The following is a 19,747-nucleotide window of genomic DNA, read 5'->3' as shown; positions in this document are numbered from 1 at the left end:
CATCTATTTCTCAGCAAAGTGAGGACTACCGTTCGTAGATCGGTAGAAATCGGTAATTCAAGGCGAGTGCAAGCATCGACATTGCTGTTCCGTATGCCTCGCCATGTTGGCTACGGAAACTCCCGGAATCACTTTGCATGTCTTGAATCTGACGAATGTTGAGCTGGTTCCACTTTTTCCAGGACTCGAAGTCGGCTTGAAACAGTGCTTGAGCCATATAGTAGCGGAAGTAAAAGGGGTAGCTGTTCCCGGGGTATTCAAGATTATTCGTGATTTGTCTTGTCAGTCCGGCGAACTGGTCGATCTCTTTGCGATGTCCGATCGAAAGGACCAATGTTGAAATCGCTTGCAAATTTCTCGACCCGCCGCCACCAATGCCGGAGTAGCCCACACTCCCTTGTTTCGTCGTCATTTTTGCAAAGTATTCCAGTGCTTTGTCGATCGATTCGTCGGGAACTTTGATCCCGGCATTTCTCGCTGCCAGCAATCCCATGAGGACTGCTCCAGAAACGGAAGTGTCCGCATCGTTCGATTCTGGAGAATATCTCCATGCACCCCATTGATTGTTTTTCTGCGAAGTGACAGCACAGCGAACTGCCAGTTCGAGTGCTTCTCCGATTGTGCGTTTGTTGGTGAGATCGGTTTCTCCCTGCCAGACGAGATCGTCATCAAGCACGCCATACACTTCCGAAAGCCCCAACATTGCGAACCCGTGGTGGTACATGCTTCCCGGAAGGTATCCTGTTTTCGCATCCTGGCTACGAATGAGATTTCGAACAGCTGCACAGATATTTTTCTGATACTTCCCGAAGTTCGGGTCTTCTCCGCTGGCGAGAAACGCCATCACACACATGCCCGTGATCCCGGAATTTCCAGAGCCACCATGACCGATCTGAGATCCGCCCCAAGATCCATTTTCGGATTGATTTTCAACAAGCCAATTCAAGCCCCGCTGATAAACTTCTTCAACTTCCGCTGGAACTTCGTCTCCGTAGCGAAGCTCTGAGTCTTGAGCAGCTGCGAATGTTGGCAGCAGGAATCCAGCAAACAAAACCAGGCAGACAAGGCAAAGCTTGCTCGTGAGGTGTTTGGTCTGAGTGTCGTTGATGGATACATCAGTCATTAATTTTGATTCTCCAAAGCGTTGAAGAACGCATCAAGTCCGTTGCGGAACTCTTCAGGAAGCTTCTCAGAGGCAGTTCCGCTCGATTGGTCAACGGTGCGATCCTTGACTTTGGCATTTGGATCGGAAGTGGCTCCGATTGTTGCCAGCGCGACACGTTGTGTGTCTCCGTCACCACCGCCGCCGGGAGTGGATCCGCCGCCACCACCGCCACCGTTTGGGTTGGCTCGCTTGGATTGGAGCAGAAGTTCAATCGCTTCGGTTTCCGCAGCGATTGCTTCAGGACCGGTGTCTGGACGTTTCAGGATTTGAGTTGCGTCGTTCATTGCGAGTGCGGCTCCTGTGACGATTTGAATTTCCTTCGAGAAGTTCTTCTCACCATCTGGGAGTGCACGTATATCTTTGACGACATCTTCCGTTCGCTTTAGAAGCACAGACTGGGTCGTAGCCTGCATTTTTGCTCGGGTATCATATTGGTCGACTTCCATCGCTGCCCGAGACTGTTCTAGTGAGCGGGTCTCTTCCCGCAGATCCGTTTCGGCTTCGATAATTCGCATCACTTCGAGGACAATTGAAGGTGGCAGACTGACGGAATTTCCACCTTTACATGCTCCGCACTTCGATGGGGAGACCAGTTCTTCGCCCCAGCGGTCGAATGTGTCTGCCCAGAATTCCGCACGGACGATCGCTTCGCCTGAAAGATTTTCCTGGACTCGTTCACTTAGCTCATTGAGTTGAGCGACAGGTTCGAGTTCTTTCATTTCATCCAGGATGCGTTTGAATTTCTCCTCTTTTTTCCGACCGAAATAAGCTTGGAGATCGGATTGGATTTCCCAGACATTTCGACTTTGGGCAACTTCGGATTCTGCAATGTTGGCCAACTGATCGATTTGACGTTGGTCGAGGTCATCCGACGTGACACCAAAGCCTTTAAAGACTGTGCGGTTCAAGCTTTTGGCAATTTCCATTTGTCGCCGAGAGGCAGCTTTGAAGCGTTTGACAAACGTGCTGTTTTCCAGGTCATCCAGGATGGCTTGCAAGTCTTCTCGGATCTTGTTGAAGTCATCAATCAGGCTGGCTTGAAGTTCGACTGCTTCATCGACTTGTTCGTCGGCACCTTCCTCTTCCTCGTCTTCTTTGGGCTCAGGCTTTGGTCCGCCATTGAGCACGGTCGATGGCAATCCCAGTTTTCCGGTGCTTGGTTTTTTCTTTTTCGGTTTGCCAGCCTCTGCTTCATTCGGCTTATTAAATCCAGATTCGACATCGGTGATGCTGGGGGCTTTGGGGACTGCCGGACCTTCTTCTTCATCTTTGGCACCAGGCTTCCCACTCGCTTGGTTTCGATTGTTTCCAGCTTTAGGAGCGGAGTCGGTTTTGCTCGGTTTACCTGCTCCCGGTTTGGGTTTGGCTGTCGATTTTGCTTGAGCAGCATCGTTGAGTAGGTCGGCGACAGAGGGCATGCGATTCTCTGAAATATCACGAAGCTGTTTAAGTGCTTCAGCCCATGTTTCTAAATGGCCCACCAACATTTCGGGGTTGCGAACAGCTTGTTGAATCAGCACTTCTCCCTGAGTTGTGACGGCATCGAGTCGCATGGCGTTGGACTTCTCTGCGGTTGCCTGGCTTTTGAGTTGTTGCTGAACCTGTTTTGATTGAATTTCGTCACTGGACATACGGCGGATTTGTCGATTCGCATCATGCAGGCGAACTTCTTCCTCGTAAACATCGTCCGCTAAGCTGGCCCACCTTCTAAGTTGATTTGAGAGCCAGATTGCGTGGTCTTGTGGAGACATGACATAGAGGACATAAGTCGGCGAGAAGGCTCGGCCTCTTTCGGGATGATAATCTTCTGCGAACGCCTGTATCTTCAATGCTTGCGGGCGAACCTGATCTGCTTCGGCAGAGAAAGAGGCTGTTGCGGAGAGTGTCATCGCTTCCGGTTGGCCGACACTGACCACTTTTTCACCGTTGTCTGGCTCCGGATTGTGAAGGGCGTCTTGAATCCCTTCCCAGCGCAGTCCTACATTCTTCAACCCGAAGTCATCGCTTGCCGAAAGCTCAAACGAGATCGTTTCGGTCGAAAGAACGACTTGCCGAGGATCAACCTGTTGACAGTAGACACTTGGTTCTGCGTCTTCGACGGCGTTGATTTTCAGTTTGAAATCGTCTTTCGGCGTCAGCCCCAATTCGTCTTTCCAGCGCAGAGTCAAGTAACCAGAGTCAGCAACACTGACTTCGGAAATGAAGAGCCGGTCACCGTCGATTTTCGAACTTTCGCCGAGAGCGTCTCCCTCTTTGAGCTTTCGATTGATTGTGGCAGCAAAGTCGACCTCAGCTCCTTTGACGACAGAGATGACTCCTCCTCGAACGTCCGTCTTCAAGTTGCGTGAATACTGGAGATACTTCGGCAGTTGAATCGATGCCTGCATCTCTTTGAGTTCTGGGCGAGTGGCTGTTTGAACCCGGACAGATTCACGAACGTCACCAATCCGGACGTTGACTTGAGATTCACGCGTTTGAGCAGGAATTAAGAATTCATACTCGCCATCTTTGAGGTCAGTGGTAATGGCAGCGCGAGTCGCACTCGATTTCGCGGTCCCTGTTTTCGGAGACCATCGTGTGGCTTGGCCCAGCTTTGCTTTCAGGGAAAATTCTTCGCCATGTGGAACGACGATTTCTGCAGGAAGTTGATCGATTTGCGCGAAGGTGTATCGGTCAACGTTCCTCCAGGGAGTGAGCCAGCGGGTCAATGCGTTTGTTCCGGCGGCGGGCACAATGATGAGGCAGGCCAACATCAGTGCGAGCGGAACGGCAGCGACTTTCAACCAGAACCCATGTTGTGGATCCGGGACGGCATCGAGAAGGTCTTTGTCTTTGACAATTGAATCGACCTGATTGATTGCAGCTTGTGTCAGAGTCGAACTGTCAGTGGTGTTCCGTTCGCTCATCGCCAGTTCAACAACCCCAAGGAGTTGGTCACCCAGGCGGGGAAACTTGATTCGCACTAAACCGGCGACCTGTTCCATTGTTCGTGTGCCCCAAATCCACCGATGGAGTTTCAACGGAAGGAAAAGGCCCATTCCCAGTGCACCAACAATCAGGATTGCAGCACGAAGAAGAGCGGGGGTGTCAAAGAACCGGTCCAAGGCGAAGACCAGCAGGTAAGAAACTGCTAAACCAAATAGTCCAGCGAGTAGTCCTTCTGCGATCTTGATGAATCGGACACGCTTTTGGAACTCTTCCAGTCTCCGCCGTGTTCCTTCTGGCAATTGCCCACGTTGTCCAGACGACTGGGGTAATTCGACTTGTCGATCGTCCATCTGCCGAATCTCCATTGTTCCAAGAGAAATTGAGAGATTAGAGCATTTTCAATGCTTGTCATGCCCGTGAAAATCATTTTCATGACTCCACAGACTGCTCGCCACGAAGGAGAACGTAAAGACAAATTATTGATTTGCTCTTGAAACACACCTTCGCTGTCTTGTCTTCGTTGACTGAACAGTTTGCTAAATCACCGAAAAAGAACTGTTCTTGAAGTTCCCGAAGATGCCGGAAGTCTATACGTGTGAAAATGAGTCTCTGCGGATTGTTTTGTGAAAATTACTGACAACAACCAAGATTCACATCGCTGATCGGCATGGCTGTTCGACTTACTCAATCCTCGGTTTGAAGACAGTCGCTGCAGATCGATTCACAATGTGGAAATATACATTGATCCGTCAAAAACTACCAGAAGAATCCCCAAATTCCGGCCATATCGATCAGTTGCCTGAACTGGCAGTTTCTCTCCTGGCGGGCTTGGCAGTTCGTCGATTCTTACTTCGATCCTTACTCTGAAGTCCGGATCCTGCTCCCCATACCTGGGTTTCATCTACACACCGATGTCGCAAAGCCCGAATCTTCGGAATGATTGAACGATGGAATTTCTCTGTCTCTCAGAATTGTTGACAACGCCTTGAGTTCGCTGGAAAGAGAGCGGTATTGTAGAAAATGTCTTGGAATTGTCTGATTTCTGCATTTTCCCCTGTTCGACGGGGAATGCGAAATCTGATTTTCCTGTGACGATCAATTTTCTTCTGCTTGGTGAAATTTCTCGCTGAGCGTGTTTCAGCGGGATCATCGAAGTGGGCATTTCAAGAATTCTGCTTGTCTCTGGAGCAGCGAACTTCTCAACGCGTGATGTGTGGGAGGGCTATCGAATTGGCCTGAGTCTGATCGGCCTTGATGTTGTTCCTTATCCGACTTTCTCAATGCTGAAGGTGCTCAGCCCAGAATCGGTTTGCTCAGATATTCTTGGAACGGCTCTGGACGTTGATAACCGTATTGACTGCGTGATCTTTGTCGACGGTCTCTATTTTCGTGGGAAACGCTCTCGGATTCCTCTTTCAATTCGTCGAGCAGGGATTCCGACTGTCTTAATCGCGACCGATGACCCTTATGAAGAAATGCCCAACGTTGAGTCCCTATACACTCACCGGTTTACCAATGAGTTAAGTTGCGCGAATGAAGAGACCATCTACCTCCCGACAGCCTCTCTTGAGTTCCCATCGATTCAGCGACACGCGCAACCACGTTACGCCGTCTCCTTTCTAGGGACCGTTTTTGAAGATCGACTTCCTCTGCTTCTGAAAGTCGCACAGCATTGTGAGCAAGAGCAAAAGCGGTTTCTCATTGCGGGCAAAATTCTTGATGGGAGGAAGGAGCTTGGAAAATTTAGAATGACGGACCTCCGCGAGAAGACGATCGACGGACCGGAAAAATGGGAGATCTACTCGAACTCCATCGCGACCCTCAACATCTTTCGAGAATCCGAGGTCGCTGAGTCCGCAAGCCCGCGAGTTTATGAAGTGACTGCTTTTGGCCATGCGTCGCTTGTCACGGGGCCGCCGCGAAAGGAAGTAAGTGAACTCTATGGAGAGAACGTTGTCTATTTCGAAGATGCCGAATCGGTCATTACAGCTCTCGAAGAAGTCTGGTCGGACGAGGAGACTCGAATCAAGAAAAGCGAGCAGGCCCGACAAATTACACTCAATTCTCATCTGTATGAGCATCGCGCGCAGCGGTTGATTTCGCATCTTCGTACAGCTGAGCGGAGATCTTCAGGAATCCAGGTTGCGGAGCACCAGATTGGGTGGATCATCGGATGCGGGCGAACCGGCTCAACATGGCTGGCTGAGATGTTGGGTGATTTCCCAAAAATTCGTAAGTGGCACGAACCATATTTCGGTCGACTGTTCAAGCATCTTCAGGATCGTCCCGATGACTATCAGCGGCCAGCCTCATTCTTTTCGAAGAAGCATCAGAAAGTCTGGCTCGATGGCATTCGTAGAATGTTTTTCGAAATGATCGAAGATCGATATCCGAAGTTTGGTGAACATAGCCTCGCAGTGAAAGAGGTGAACACACCCGAGCTCTACAACTGGTTGGCGATTCTGTTCCCGCAAGGCAGAATGATTCATCTCGTTCGAGATCCTTACGATACGCTCGATTCTTATCTCGATTTACAAAAGCCTGGAAGTTGGAATGATCGCTTCGGCGATCAGACTGATCCTCTAAAGGAACTCAACGTTCGCCGCACCGCAAAACATATTCGCAGTACGATGGAACTCGCATTACAAGCCTATGAGGCCTTTCCTGTCGAGCAAAAGCTGCAACTCTCTTATGAGGACCTCCTCCGCGATCCGGCGCCGCATCTCATCTCTTGTGGAAATTTAATCTCGGCGGAAGTTGATCCGGAACTGGCTGCCAGTATTGCGGAGAAACACCATTTCAAGAAGCATCAGAAAACCGGGACTCTGGAATTTCGCCGGAAAGGACGCTCTGGAGTCTGGAAAGAATCTGAAAATTTCACTTCTGAAGTCCTGAAAATCGCCAACGAACAACTCGGTCCGCTGCGAGCAAAACTTGGCTATCACTAAGCCTTTCAGCATGTTCGTGCCCCCGAATTCATACGATTCGGGCAGGTTTTTAAGTCTGCTCAAGCATTTTCTTGAATGCTGCACACGCTCCGGCTTGTGGTGGACAGTACTTTCCTGATGAAAGCCGTTCTTCACGAGCACAAGAAACACGAATGTATTCTAGCGAGCCAGGGATTGAGACACTATCATCTTCTCGATGCTGGTTCTTGAGCGAGAACTCGTTACCCGGTTCAGGTTGCGTGATTCGTGCAAGACCATTCGGACTCAATTGAATTGCTAGTAGAAATCATAAAGGATCGACGGCCCTGTCATGAAGATTCACGAATATCAGGCGAAAAAATTGTTTGCGGAAATGGATGTTCCAGTTCCGCGTGGGATCGTCGTCAAAACGGCAGAAGAAGCAGGGAAGGCCTATGATGAACTGGGCACAGCTGTTTGTGTTGTGAAATCCCAGATTCATGCTGGAGGACGTGGGAAAGGACGCTTTATCGAACACCCGGAACAAGGTGGCGTCGTTCTTGTGAAATCTCGCGAAGATGCCATCGCTAACGCCGAAAGAATGCTCGGGTCGACACTCGTCACAATTCAAACTGGCGAAGAAGGCAAACAGGTCAACACGCTTTACGTTGAACAAGGTCTCGACATTGCCCGCGAATTGTATTTCGGAGTCGTCGTTGATCGTGAAGTTGGGCTTCCCTGTGTGATTGCATCACAGGAAGGGGGCATGGCGATTGAAGAGATCGCTGAAGAAACCCCAGAGAAAATCATCCGCGTCCATTACGATCCTGCAGAAGGTTTACAACCGTTCCAGGTTCGTAAAATTGCTTACGCACTCGGCCTTGAAGGGGCTGCGATGAAAGCGGCAGGGAAATTCTTCCCACGCATCTGTAAGTTTTTCGCAGTCAACGATTGCAGCTTGCTCGAAATCAATCCACTCGTCGTTACCGGCGATGGTGAACTGCTGGCACTCGATGCCAAAGTTGCATTCGACGAAAACGCGATGTTCCGTCACAAGAATTTCGACGAGTTGCGTGATTTGAGCGAAGAAGAACCCAACGAAGTCCAGGCTCAAGAGGCAGGGCTCAGCTACGTGAAGCTCGATGGAAACATCGGTTGCCTTGTGAATGGGGCCGGACTGGCCATGAGCACAATGGACTTGATCAAGCTGCATGGCGGAGAACCGGCCAACTTCCTCGATGTCGGCGGCGGAGCAAATGTTGATCAGGTCACCGAGGCGTTTCGCATCATCCTCGCTGATGACAACGTCAAAGCGGTCCTCGTGAACATCTTTGGTGGGATCATGAAGTGTGACACCATCGTCGAAGCGTTGCTGACAGCATACGACAAAATCGGCATTACAGTTCCGCTCGTCGTCCGTCTCGAAGGAACGAACGTCGAGAAGGCTCGCGAGATGCTCGCCAACTCCGGCAAGCAAATCACAACCGCGAACGACCTCACCGACGCAGCCCAAAAAGTGGTTGCTACACTCGGTGCTTAAGTCGAGTCGCTTTCGTTTTTCGACCGTTCAGCTGCACGCTTCAAGTGTGCAGCTGAACGGTTTTTCAGAACAGCTTATGCATTCTGCATTGTGGCGAACTGTCTATCAATTCGTGAACTCTACCAAGTCATGAAAGTGAGCTTCGCAGGCACGGCAAGCATTGAAAAGATTTTAAGCGTCGTTCTTTTCAGCTTCAGAATCGGTTTCATTAACCGTTTCGGCCTCCACTTCGGCCCCAGAATTCGGTTCTTTCGAGTCGATTTCTGGTTGAGCCAGTTTCTCAACGTGCTTTAACTCTGCTCTCAGAAAAGCAAACGGCGTTGCATTGACGAGGACTTTCGCTGCTGCCAATGTTTTCAGTCCCGCGTTTCGGTCTCCAAACCGAAACTCATATTCTGCCTTCAGCAGGTTAATGTAGGCATCCCCAGGAGCGAGATACTCCGCTTTTTGAATCTGTTCAAGTGCCGTTTCAGAATCCCCGGTATCCATGGCGACAAGGGACCGAAACGAATGAATCGCTGCCAGGTTGGGGGAGATGGATTCCATCTGGTCTGCAGTTTCCCGAACATCGTCGATTTTTCCTAAGAATCGAGATGCTCGAGCAACAATCCCGAGTCGACCGAGGTCATCTTTCAGGTCGCGTTTGACCTCATCGAGAACATCCAGAGCTGTTTGAAATTCTCCACGATCCAGATGCATCAGCGCTTCCATCACCCATGGATGTTTGAATTTCGGAAAATCTTTTTGAAGTTGCCGCATCGCCTGAATTGCTCGCTCTTCTTCTCCGGTCATCCAGAGTGCGAGTATCAAATCGTTTCGAACCGCAGCGTTCGGCTTTAAGTTTTCCCAATTCACTCGGCCCAATTCAACGGCATCTGCCCATCGCTTTTGGTGAAACGCCAAGCGAATTTGTGCCACGGGAGAACGTGCCGCTTTTCGCTGATTCCAGATGATAAACAGGACTGTCAGCACGACGACGGAAATCCAGAACATGTACGAACTGAAGCCCGTATCATCCTGAACGATATTCTCAACGTCTTGCGAGAGAGACCAACTTATCAAGATGAATAAAAGAACCGCCGCGATCACAGCAATTAGGCTCAGGATCGATTTCTGTCGTACCTGTCGGCGCTTCATTTCTGAGCGGACTTCTTTTCGTATCGCTTTCTGAATCATCAATTGGGGGAGAAAGAAGATCGTCGCAAGAACGAGTCCGCGCACCATCTGCCAATTGTCCGTTTCGGGAACGAAGAAGCAGGTAATTAAAATTCCGACCCAGCAGAGAAAGGCAATTCTGGCTCCCCATCTCCGTTTAATTGCCGTCCTCGGAGACCAGGTGATCTTTGGTTGGTCATCTGCAGGAGCATTCATTGCCAGTGCCGAAAGACGCTCCTCCTGCGAGGGGTGAGTCGCCATTGAGTAAGCCAGGAACGAAGCCCAACCCTGATTGTTGACGGCGGAAGCGATGTGCGTTTTGTCGAGCGCTGTGATCGTCGCGGAAACGCCCGCAACTTGCGCTGCTTTTCGGTCGCTATCGTATTCGAAATATCGGCTGACGATCCTGCTCAACCCAGCAAACACTGCCATTCCGAACATCAAAGATGTCCAGAATCCAAATTGAGCTGAGACCAGGATGGGGCAAGCCCACGCAAGCGCGGCAGAGATAGGAAAGCACCACAAAGATTTGTTTGCAATGTGCCCCAGTTCATGTCCAACGATGGCATCGACTTCATGCTCTTCGAGCCTCATTAAGACTCCGTCACTGAGTGTTAATGAAGGTTGTGGCAGTCCACCCGCGAAGGCTTGTATCATCATTGGCCCTCCGGAGCTGGGAAGCAGCCGAGCCACAGGTGGTCGAATTCCCAATTCAGTGGACATCCGGTTGAGCCGGAGCAGAAACTGTTCGTCATCAACCTTTGTAAGAGGTTCCTTTGAGCCAATCCAACGAATCGCTGGGACAAAATATAAGCTAACCCAAAAGGTGGACAGAATCGTTGTGACGACTGCGACATGGAAAGGTGTGTCGAGTTCGGTCTCCTCGGGAAGCAGCATGAAATACAGTAGAAAAATCTGAAATGGGAGAGACTGGAACAGCGCCATCACTGCAGAGACACCAATGAGTCGTCTCCAGGTTCCCTCACCTTCAATCCGTTGGCGATTCCCTTTCCAAATGTCCCAGATCACAATTAGCAACCAGACTAACGCGCCCCAGAAAATCAGAATCACTGTTTCCCCAGAACTTGTTGATGAGAGTTCTGGGAAGTGTTGACGGAGTCGGTTCTCAATTGTCTCGCGAAGTGGCTGAGAAGGTGAGCTGGGAGCATATTCATAGTCCAGATCCGCATTAGACTCGATCAGCTTCTTCGCTGTGAGACGATCCGCCTTGGCAAGTTCATGCTTTCCAATCTGGTCGTATGAATCGGCTCGATCATTAAGAAAGTCGTACTCGTCGAGTGGATGCAATGGCTGACTCAGTAGGTCCGTGAAAACTTCGATCGCATCTCTCGGACGATCATTGTCGAGATAGATTTGCGCCAGATACCGACGTTCTTCGAGGACCAGAGATGGTGATCTCTGTTTGTTGGCGATGTCGGCCTTGAGCATCTCAATCGCAGCTTCCAGATCGCCTTGCATTTCGAGCTGCGCTACTTCATTGAAAACTTCCCATTCATCTCGGGCCGACGAATACCCTTCTTGCGAAAAACTGTTCGCTGAGAGTCCCAGAAGTATGAGCAGAGAGAGTGCGAGAACTTGCGTTTGAAGACGCTTCATTGCGAGGTTTCTTTCTAAGGATATCTCTCTAGAGCGGTTTTGATAAAGTTGTAGAAGTCCTGTCTCGTTGCACTCAGCCAACACCTGACAAGACGCTCAATTCGCGGACTCAAGAAACACGAAAGTGTTCTGGATATCACTGGCAGTCAGCTGGAGTGGGCCGTTCGATTTTTTTGTTTTTTTAGCCACAGGCATTTTTCGAGCGAAAGCGACGTCTGAACAAGTGCTCTCGGTGAAGGCTTTGTCCAACAGACCGACTTGCTATGATACTCAACATGACTATCAAAAAGACACCTCACAAGCGGGCGGTCATGGCAGTTCTGATGACTGCTGTCATGGCTCAATTCATCCCCCTGAACAACGCTTCAGCTGGCTCTCCAGATCGCCCCAATATTATGGTGATTATGGCAGATGATATGGGGTACGGGGATATCTCCTGTTTCGGCAGTCCGCCATACAAAACGCCGCATTTAGATAAATTGGCTGCAGAGGGAATGAAGTTCACCGATTTTCATTCCAATGGCTCGGTATGCAGTCCGACGCGAGCAGCCTTGCTGACTGGACGATACCAGCAGCGGGCCGGAATTGATGGTGTTGTCAATGCAGATCCAAAGGAGAATCGGCATCACGGCTTGCAGATGTCGGAAATCACCTTTGCGGAGGAGTTAGGCCAGGCTGGCTACATCACAGCGATGTTCGGCAAATGGCATCTCGGCTACGAAGTTCAGTACAACCCGACGAAGTCCGGGTTCGACGAGTTCCGGGGGTATGTGAGTGGCAATATCTGTTATCAGTCACACCTGGACAGAATGGGAATCGAAGACTGGTGGCACAACGATAAACTGACCCCCGAAGAGGGCTACTGCACACACCTCATCACTAAGAATACTGTCGAATTCATCAAACAGAATAAGGACAGGCCGTTCTGCGTTTACGTTGCTCATGAATGTGTTCATTCCCCATTCCAGGGACCAAACGATCCGCCTGTCCGAGAAGCTGGAAAAGTGGGGGACATCCAGTCTGCGAAAGTCAAAGACGTCGCGCAGGCCTACAAAGAGATGATGATTGAAATGGACAACGGCGTCGGAGAAATCGTCTCAACGCTACGCGAACTCGGGATCGACAAAAATACGCTCGTGCTATTTTTCTCAGATAATGGAGCCATGAAATTAGGATCAAATGCCCCCTGGAAAGGATTCAAGGGAAGTCTCTGGGAAGGTGGGCATCGAGTTCCAATGATTGCCTGGCATCCCGATCACATTCCCGCTGGAACCGTCTCCGAGACTCCTTCCATGACCATTGACATCATGCCTACTCTTCTCGATTTGGCAAAAATTTCAGCATCAACAGAGAGACCATTAGACGGCGTCAGTCTGGTTCCCGAGTTGTATGAGGAAAAAACACTCTCACCGCGAACACTCTATTGGAGCTATCGAAACAATTGGGTTGTTCGGGAAGGAGAGTGGAAACTCTTTGTAGAAAAGAAAGGGAAGCGACAGACGGCATACTTTCAACTCTTTAATCTGCAAGATGATCCAGGTGAAGAGATCAACCTCGCAAAGAAGTTTCCGAAGCGTGTGCAAAAAATGATGGAAGCTTATAGCGAATGGATTACAGAGATCGGTCAAACAGCGACGAGACAGCCAGACGCTCCGTAGTTCCCGCCGCTGCTTATCTCTACTGTGATCCCGTGTCCCAATCTGTGCTACCCTCTGTGCCTCACTGTCTGTCCCACTACCTAACTTGCGCAACATCCACAAAACGATCAATGACAAACAATCTTGCAGTCTGCACGTGATGATGGAAAGCCTGTTGTAATCCTTTCACTATAGACCTGCTGTCACTTTGTTGCTCGATGAGATTTTAAACATGATTACAATCAACCCGTTACTCACGCCACAAGATCTTTTGCCCGGCATCCAAAAGATGTGGGAAGCCTCTGCTGACTGCATCAACAACATCGAAAGTTCATGGTCATCGAATCAAGGCACTCCGGTGTTCACAATCGACGGAACATATACTGCGCAGGGCTGGACGGAGTGGACTCAGGGATTTCAGATCGGTTCTGCCATACTCCAGTTTGACGCCACAAACGACGAGCGATTTCTGGAACTTGGTCGAGAGAAAACAATCCAGTTGATGGCCTCACACGTCAGCCACATCGGAGTCCATGACCATGGATTTAACAACATCAGCACTTATGGGGCATTACGCCGTTTGATGCTGGAAGGACGTATCCCGTTCAATCAACGAGAACTCGACGTTTATGAGTTAGCGCTTAAAGTGAGCGGGGCAGTTCAAGCATCTCGCTGGAGTGAAACCTTCGACGGCGACGGTTACATCTATTCATTCAATGGCCCGCAATCACTCTTTTGTGACACTATTCGCTCCCTCCGTTCACTGGCAATGGCACATCAATTGAAGCATTGCCTGATGGGGGAAAACGACGAAGCGATTTCACTTCTCGAACGACTGTTGATGCATGCTCATTGCACTGCCGTTTCCAACATTTTCTATGGAGAAGACCGCGACGCGTACGATGTCCGCGGGCGGGTCGCTCATGAAAGTCTGTTCAACCTGAACGACGGCCGCTATCGCTGTCCGAGTACTCAACAAGGTTACAGCCCATTTACGACTTGGACTCGCGGTGCAGCCTGGATCATCTCTGGCTATCCGGAACAAATCGAATTCCTCGAAACGATCTCCGACGAAGAGCTGGAACTCTTTGGAGGTCGAGAGCAAATCGAATCATTCATGCTCGAAGCTGCAATGGCGGCCTGTGATTATTACTATTCCGAAACTCCGACCGACGGCGTCCCTTATTGGGACACCGGTGCGCCGGGCTTGGCTCAACTAGGCGATTACAAAAACCGTCCTGCCGACCCGTTCAACGATTTCGAGCCGGTAGACAGTTCAGCGGCAGCGATCGCTGCTCAAGGATTTATTCGTTTAGGAAACATTTTGAAATCGCGAGGAAATTCCCAGGGAGAACATTACTTCCAAATCGGACTGACGATTCTCTCGACGTTGCTGCAAGATCCATATTTAAGCTTCGACAGTTCACATCAAGGCTTGCTGCTTCACTCGGTTTACCATCGTCCAAGAGGTTGGGACCACATTCCCGAAGGAAAAAACATCCCTTCTGGAGAAGCTTGCATGTGGGGGGATTACCATCTTCGCGAAGCGGCTTTACTCGTACAACGAATTGCAAACGGCGAACCTTACTACACATTTTTCGGACAAACTGACGGGAAGGAATCTTAAGATGATCGGGCAACATATTACTGAGTTGGACACGCCATCGCTTTGCATCGATCTTGCGATCATGGAAGCGAATTTGAACAGCATGATGAGCTACCTCAAGGAACACGGGAAGAACTGGCGACCTCATGTGAAGTGCCACAAGCTTCCGGTGATCGCTCAAATGCAGCTTGATGCCGGAGCAATCGGTGTCACATCTGCAAAGAGTTCAGAGGCAGAAGTCTTCATAGAAAATGGCATCCCGGACGTGCTGATTGCCAACATGATAATCGGAGAACAAAAACTTCAGCGAATCGCCAAGCTTTGTTCAATCGGTGATCCTGTTGTCGCGTGCGACCACTTTGTTCAAGCGGAGGCGTTGTCTGATGTTTGCCGTCAGAACGGTGTGAAGTGCCGGGTGCTTCTCGAAGTCGATCTCGGGATGCAGCGAGTCGGAATCCGTCCCGGCCCGGACGCACAGCAACTCGCCCGCGGAGTCGACAAGCTTCCCGGAGTCGAACTTGTGGGGATCATGGGATACGAAGGTCACCTGCTTACTGAGACAGACGAAGAGAAAAAACAGAAGCAAATTTTTACGGTTCTCTCATTTCTCGAAGAGCTCCGAGATGTGATGCTCGCAGAAGGAATCTGTTGCGACATCGTCAGTGCTGGCGGAACCGGTTCGTATCAGATCACTGCCAAACATCCCGCTGTGACAGAACTTCAAGCTGGTGGCGGGATTTTCGCCGACCGCTTTTACCTCGAACGTTGCGGCGTGAAAGGATTGACACCATCCCTGACTTTGGTGGCGAGCGTGGTCAGTCGTCCGAGTTTAGAACGTGCAGTACTCGATGTTGGAAGAAAGTCCGTTCATCCGGATATTCATCCGCCGACTGTCCCATCAATGGTCAACGGCAAAGCGCTCAGCGATGCCGAAGTGACTCAACTCAGTGCAGAGCACATGACACTCAAGCTGGGTCCAGAGTCCCAAAACCTGATTGTCGGTGACAAAGTCATCGTTTCACCGGGGTACAGCGACCATACAAGTGTACTGCACAATGAGTTTGTCGGCCTGCGAGACGATCGTGTCGAGTGCATCTGGCCGATTGCAGCTCGGGGGAAACTCAAGTGATGACGAGAACGTTCCGTTCGATTTATTGGTTGTAAATCAAGAGGAAGGTTTTTCTCCGACATAAAGAGTCGCAATCCCAAATGTCAACGGAATAAACGAAGCATTGATCATTCCGCATTCTGTCATGATGTCAACGAGTTCCTGACCGCACGGGAATTCTGTGACCGATTGTGGAAGATAGTTGTATGCCTGTTCCGAGTTTTTCGCAAAGAGTTGACCGAGTCTCGGTAGGACATTTTTGAAGTACCATCGATATCCGCCGGCCAGACCGGGCATCGTCGGATTTGAGAATTCAAGAACAGCCACACGACCGCCCGGTTCGCAAACTCGTAACATTTCCTTCAAACCAGCCCGTGTGTCTGCAACGTTCCGAAGTCCGAATGCGACTGAAACAATCTGAAACATGTTGTCGTCAAACGGAAGTTGTTGCGTATCGGCTTCCTGAAATTGAACTTCTGCCGTTGTTTGTTTTTCCGCAGAACTCAACTTGTCGAATTTGGCCCGTGCGCGTTCGAGCATCTCAGGGGTGAAATCGGTTCCGAAGACCGGAATTTGTTTCTTCCCCGCTTTCCAATACGTCAGCGCGAGGTCACCCGTGCCTGTGCAAACATCCAGGATCGGCGAATCGTTTTGGGGAGCAACCTGCTTTACCGTGAATGATCGCCAGTAGATATCGACTCCACCGGAGAGGAGATGATTCATCAGGTCATAGCGGTCAGCGATCTGCCCGAACATTCGTTGGACACGTTCACCAGATTTGTCGACAGTCATCGTCGCTTCGGACATTCTTGCTCAATACCTGACGCGGCTTGTGCAACCGCGATAAAGATGAAAAGGCTCAATCTGGCCGCCGGTTAAGAGGCCAGTGATTGAAAGTGAAGGGGACATGCTGAAGTTCGACCTTCATTTCGAATCCCCGGGATCCACGAAAAGTGCTCTCCTCTGCGGATCTGCAAAACTCTAGCTGGTCGGGAATTCGATGAGAACCGAAGCGGAAATCGCTTCAGGACTTTTTTGAAGTGAATCAGCTTGACCGAATTTTCTCTGAATACCTAACTCAGAAGACCGGACAAACTTCAAAATCGATCGTCTTCAATTTGTAGTTTAGTCACCTCGGGATGATTTGCGAATGAGAGGCAGCCAAGGCATTCGTTTTGTTCTTGCTGGGGAGACAGTACGGCATTGGCTGAGGGAGACGATCCCGTCTGGGACGGTCAATCCCATGATTACATAGGCAGCTTGCCGAGAGAGAGAAATAACCAATATCAGATTTTCTCCAGCGTACTTGGGGGAACTTTCTTTCCTGCAGAGCGCCTCGTACAATTCTATCAACACTCATTGATCAATTCAGGAGCCACCGTGCCATTCTTCCGCCCCAACTTTGCGACATCCCGCCGCTTCTCCATTCTCGCACTGATAATGTTCGGGAGTGGCCTGATGCTTCATGACTCAGCAGGAGTCGCTGCCGAGCCAGCTACCTTAAGCCCTGAAGCCCTCAAAATTCATAATGAAGGGATGTTGATTGATGGGCACAATGACCTCCCATGGCAAATTCGAAAATTGGCAAGCGGTTCGTTTGAGAAACTCGACATTGCAAAACCACAGCCGGAACTCCACACGGATATCCCGCGACTTGCCAAGTCCGGATTGAAAGCTCAATTCTGGTCCGTCTATGTTTCCGGAGATACGATCGACAGCAACGACTCGCTGTTACGAACTCTCGAGCAGATCGACGTCGTCCACAATATGTACAAAAAATACCCGGATCATTTCGAAGCGGCTTCAACGACCGATGACATTCAGCGGATTATCAAGTCGGGGAAAATTGCGTCGATGATGGGCGTCGAAGGGGGACACTCGATTGAGGGGTCGCTCCAGATGCTCAATAAATTTTATAATGACGGGGTCCGTTACATGACCCTGACGCACAACCGCAGCCTGGAGTGGGCCGGATCGTGCAACGGCGATCCAGACCAGGGGTTGTCTCCATTCGGTGAGGAAGTCGTACGGGAGATGAACCGGCTGGGCATGCTGGTCGATCTGTCGCATGTTTCTATCCAGACGATGCGCGACGCGTTACAAGTGACGAAAGCCCCGGTGATCTTTTCACATTCATCTGCACGTGCAATTTGTGATCATCCACGAAACGTTCCCGATGAAATTTTGAAACTCCTTCCTGAAAATGGTGGAGTAGTGATGATCAACTTTTTCCCAACATTTATTGTCCCGACTGAAGTTCTCAAGAAAGACAAAAACGCTCTCGGCGATATTGGGATCGTCGTCGACCATATCGAGCATGTGATTAAAGTCGCCGGAATCGATCATGTCGGCATTGGGTCGGACTTCGATGGTGTTTCAAAATTACCCGTGGGCCTTGAAGATGTCTCGACCTATCCGGCGATCACAGAAGAACTTCTTAAACGAGGTTATTCAGCGGATGAAATCCATAAAATACTGGGAGAAAATATTTTTCGAGCGTTGAAAGAGGCAGAGGAGGTTGCGAAGAGCCTCAAGAAGAATCAGAACTGATTTTAACTCACAGCAGGTGTCAAATGTCTCAACTCAATTCGCTTTTTCAAACTCTCTGGGATACGTTTCAGGAAATGAATCCGCAGGCCGAAGCGATTCATCAACTCCTCTCTGAGCGTGGCGAGACCGTCATCAATGATCACATTGCGTTCAGAACCTTTGACGATCCACGTGTTGGGATTGAAATTCTGGCAAAGCCATTCTTAGGTGCAGGATACAAAGAGTGCGGGAGCTATGAGTTTCCCGGCAAGCATCTTTTTGCAAAACATTATGAACATCCTGATGAGCAGCTTCCAAAAATCTTTATTAGCGAACTGAAACTCAGTGAAATGTCCGAGGAGTTACAAGCCACTGCTAAAACTCTCGTTGACCAAATTTCATCGCTTGAACTTTCGAGTGGTCAGCTTTGTGCCCAAGGTCGTCTGTGGGACATCGACCATTCCACTTATTCAAGTCTGGTTGAAGAAAGTGAGTACGCTGGCTGGTTGGCTGCATTTGGATTTTGTGCAAACCATTTTACGGTTTCGGTCAACGCGCTGAAGTCGTTTGTGTCTCTTCAAGAACTCAACGAATTCGTTAAGTCAAACGGGTTTCCGTTAAACACGGCGGGGGGAGAGATCAAAGGTTCACCGGAAGAACTTCTTGAGCAATCATCCACATTGGCAGCTCAGATGAAAGTTTCCTTTTCCGACGGTACGTTTACGATCCCGAGCTGCTACTACGAATTCGCCCGTCGATATCAACAGCCTGACGGAAAACTCTTCACCGGTTTTATCGCGAAAAGTGCAGATAAGATTTTCCAAAGCACAGATCGCCGAGAGTAGACCGGTTTCAATGCTTGGCGAGCACAGGAAGCTCACTTTGATAGCTTCATAAACTGCTCCCCAGCGGCTCGCGGTGGCGTAACCGGCTTTCGATTTCGACTTACTTCTGGAATGGATAAATTGCCCCAAGTTCCAGAATCTGCGTGAGTTCATCGAGTGCTGCGCAGCCCTCCCTGTATAGTTCAGGGTCTGCAAGATCTTCAAGCGTGAGTTCTTCACGGTAGTGCTGCTGCACCCAGAATGTGAGCTTTTGATAGGTCGCATCAGTCAGCAAGATCGGTTGATGAATGGCAGCAACTTCATCTTCAGTCAGTACGACTCGCAAGCGTAAACAGGCCGGGCCACCGCCGTTTTGCATACTTTGGCGAACGTCGACAAATTCGACTTCGCTGACCACGTCGACCTCATCCTTCAGCCGATCAAGAACTGATCGAGCAGACGGATTCGTGCGGCACTCTTCCGGTGCGAGAAATAGCATCGTCCCATTCGGCAAGGTGACCAATTGGCTGTTAAAAATATATGACGAAACGGCATCTGCAACCGAGAGTTCGTCGGACGAAACTTGAAAGACTTCTACTGATGGCTGTTGCGTTTTGAGCGTATTCAAGACCGCAGGCTGACTTACAAATGCCTTGGCGTGACACACGAGGACGTTTTCGTTTGCCACTGAAATGACATCATTATGAAAGACGCCGGCATCGATCACATCAG

The 19,747-nt window shown here is 50.0% G+C and carries 12 protein-coding genes; 7 read left to right on the top strand and 5 right to left on the bottom strand.

The features are described 5' to 3' along the window. Window positions 1-25: 25 nt before the first annotated feature. Both ACN0YR_RS09435 and ACN0YR_RS09430 read right to left on the bottom strand, forming a co-directional pair. Complete coding sequence (locus ACN0YR_RS09435) at window positions 26-1,123, bottom strand: squalene--hopene cyclase (protein ID WP_417848960.1); 1,098 nt, start codon at window positions 1,121-1,123, stop codon at window positions 26-28. Further along, window positions 1,123-4,443, bottom strand: a complete 3,321-nt coding sequence (locus ACN0YR_RS09430) for a hypothetical protein (protein ID WP_417848959.1) — start codon at window positions 4,441-4,443, stop codon at window positions 1,123-1,125. The genes ACN0YR_RS09435 and ACN0YR_RS09430 overlap by 1 nt, the downstream gene beginning before the upstream one ends. An 804-nt stretch (window positions 4,444-5,247) precedes the next feature. On the opposite strand from ACN0YR_RS09430, the gene ACN0YR_RS09425 reads away from it, so the two are divergent. Both ACN0YR_RS09425 and sucC read left to right on the top strand, forming a co-directional pair. Beyond that, window positions 5,248-7,041 (top strand): sulfotransferase, encoded by a 1,794-nt coding sequence (locus tag ACN0YR_RS09425; RefSeq protein ID WP_417848958.1) that lies wholly within the window; start codon window positions 5,248-5,250, stop codon window positions 7,039-7,041. A 310-nt stretch (window positions 7,042-7,351) separates the two neighbouring features. Then, window positions 7,352-8,539, top strand: a complete 1,188-nt coding sequence (gene sucC, locus ACN0YR_RS09420; protein WP_417848957.1) for an ADP-forming succinate--CoA ligase subunit beta — start codon at window positions 7,352-7,354, stop codon at window positions 8,537-8,539. A gap of 171 nt (window positions 8,540-8,710) precedes the next feature. Here sucC and ACN0YR_RS09415 read toward each other — a convergent pair whose 3' ends face one another. Continuing rightward, window positions 8,711-11,311, bottom strand: coding sequence for a M48 family metalloprotease (locus tag ACN0YR_RS09415; protein ID WP_417848956.1), 2,601 nt, complete (start codon window positions 11,309-11,311; stop codon window positions 8,711-8,713). A gap of 275 nt (window positions 11,312-11,586) precedes the next feature. On the opposite strand from ACN0YR_RS09415, the gene ACN0YR_RS09410 reads away from it, so the two are divergent. From ACN0YR_RS09410 to ACN0YR_RS09400, 3 genes are all read left to right on the top strand, one after another. Then, window positions 11,587-12,969 carry a sulfatase-like hydrolase/transferase gene (locus ACN0YR_RS09410; protein ID WP_417848955.1) on the top strand — a complete coding sequence of 461 codons (1,383 nt, stop codon included), beginning with the start codon at window positions 11,587-11,589 and terminating at the stop codon, window positions 12,967-12,969. Between the two features lie 211 nt (window positions 12,970-13,180). After that, window positions 13,181-14,575 (top strand): glycosyl hydrolase, encoded by a 1,395-nt coding sequence (locus ACN0YR_RS09405; protein ID WP_417848954.1) that lies wholly within the window; start codon window positions 13,181-13,183, stop codon window positions 14,573-14,575. Window position 14,576: 1 nt separating this feature from the next. Next, window positions 14,577-15,683 (top strand): DSD1 family PLP-dependent enzyme, encoded by a 1,107-nt coding sequence (locus ACN0YR_RS09400; protein ID WP_417848953.1) that lies wholly within the window; start codon window positions 14,577-14,579, stop codon window positions 15,681-15,683. Window positions 15,684-15,719: 36 nt separating this feature from the next. Here ACN0YR_RS09400 and ubiE read toward each other — a convergent pair whose 3' ends face one another. Then, on the bottom strand, window positions 15,720-16,469 hold the full coding sequence (gene ubiE, locus ACN0YR_RS09395; protein WP_417848952.1) for a bifunctional demethylmenaquinone methyltransferase/2-methoxy-6-polyprenyl-1,4-benzoquinol methylase UbiE: 750 nt from the start codon (window positions 16,467-16,469) through the stop codon (window positions 15,720-15,722). 651 nt (window positions 16,470-17,120) lie between these two features. On the opposite strand from ubiE, the gene ACN0YR_RS09390 reads away from it, so the two are divergent. Then, the gene (locus tag ACN0YR_RS09390) at window positions 17,121-18,212 is read left to right on the top strand and encodes a dipeptidase (protein WP_417848951.1); all 1,092 of its coding nucleotides are present in this window, start codon (window positions 17,121-17,123) and stop codon (window positions 18,210-18,212) included. 23 nt (window positions 18,213-18,235) lie between these two features. Then, the gene (locus tag ACN0YR_RS09385) at window positions 18,236-19,036 is read left to right on the top strand and encodes a DUF1338 domain-containing protein (RefSeq protein WP_417848950.1); all 801 of its coding nucleotides are present in this window, start codon (window positions 18,236-18,238) and stop codon (window positions 19,034-19,036) included. A 100-nt stretch (window positions 19,037-19,136) separates the two neighbouring features. Here the strand turns inward: ACN0YR_RS09385 and ACN0YR_RS09380 are convergent. Next, window positions 19,137-19,747: N-succinylarginine dihydrolase (locus ACN0YR_RS09380; RefSeq protein WP_417848949.1), on the bottom strand; the 611-nt coding region annotated here is incomplete at its 5' end.

This window comes from Thalassoglobus sp. (assembly GCF_048270125.1).
Classification (GTDB): domain Bacteria; phylum Planctomycetota; class Planctomycetia; order Planctomycetales; family Planctomycetaceae; genus Thalassoglobus.
Note: the sequence above shows the minus strand (reverse complement) of the source record. Positions and strands in the feature narration are given on the sequence as shown.

What these genes read in the sequence shown, in the direction of transcription:
- sucC (WP_417848957.1), top strand. Translation starts at nt 7,352, where the DNA reads ATGAAGATTCACGAATATCAGGCGAAAAAATTGTTTGCGGAAATGGAT.
- ubiE (WP_417848952.1), bottom strand. Translation starts at nt 16,469, where the DNA reads ATGTCCGAAGCGACGATGACTGTCGACAAATCTGGTGAACGTGTCCAA.
- ACN0YR_RS09430 (WP_417848959.1), bottom strand. Translation starts at nt 4,443, where the DNA reads ATGGACGATCGACAAGTCGAATTACCCCAGTCGTCTGGACAACGTGGG.
- ACN0YR_RS09410 (WP_417848955.1), top strand. Translation starts at nt 11,587, where the DNA reads ATGACTATCAAAAAGACACCTCACAAGCGGGCGGTCATGGCAGTTCTG.
- ACN0YR_RS09415 (WP_417848956.1), bottom strand. Translation starts at nt 11,311, where the DNA reads ATGAAGCGTCTTCAAACGCAAGTTCTCGCACTCTCTCTGCTCATACTT.
- ACN0YR_RS09405 (WP_417848954.1), top strand. Translation starts at nt 13,181, where the DNA reads ATGATTACAATCAACCCGTTACTCACGCCACAAGATCTTTTGCCCGGC.
- ACN0YR_RS09390 (WP_417848951.1), top strand. Translation starts at nt 17,121, where the DNA reads ATGCTTCATGACTCAGCAGGAGTCGCTGCCGAGCCAGCTACCTTAAGC.
- ACN0YR_RS09385 (WP_417848950.1), top strand. Translation starts at nt 18,236, where the DNA reads ATGTCTCAACTCAATTCGCTTTTTCAAACTCTCTGGGATACGTTTCAG.
- ACN0YR_RS09435 (WP_417848960.1), bottom strand. Translation starts at nt 1,123, where the DNA reads ATGACTGATGTATCCATCAACGACACTCAGACCAAACACCTCACGAGC.
- ACN0YR_RS09400 (WP_417848953.1), top strand. Translation starts at nt 14,577, where the DNA reads ATGATCGGGCAACATATTACTGAGTTGGACACGCCATCGCTTTGCATC.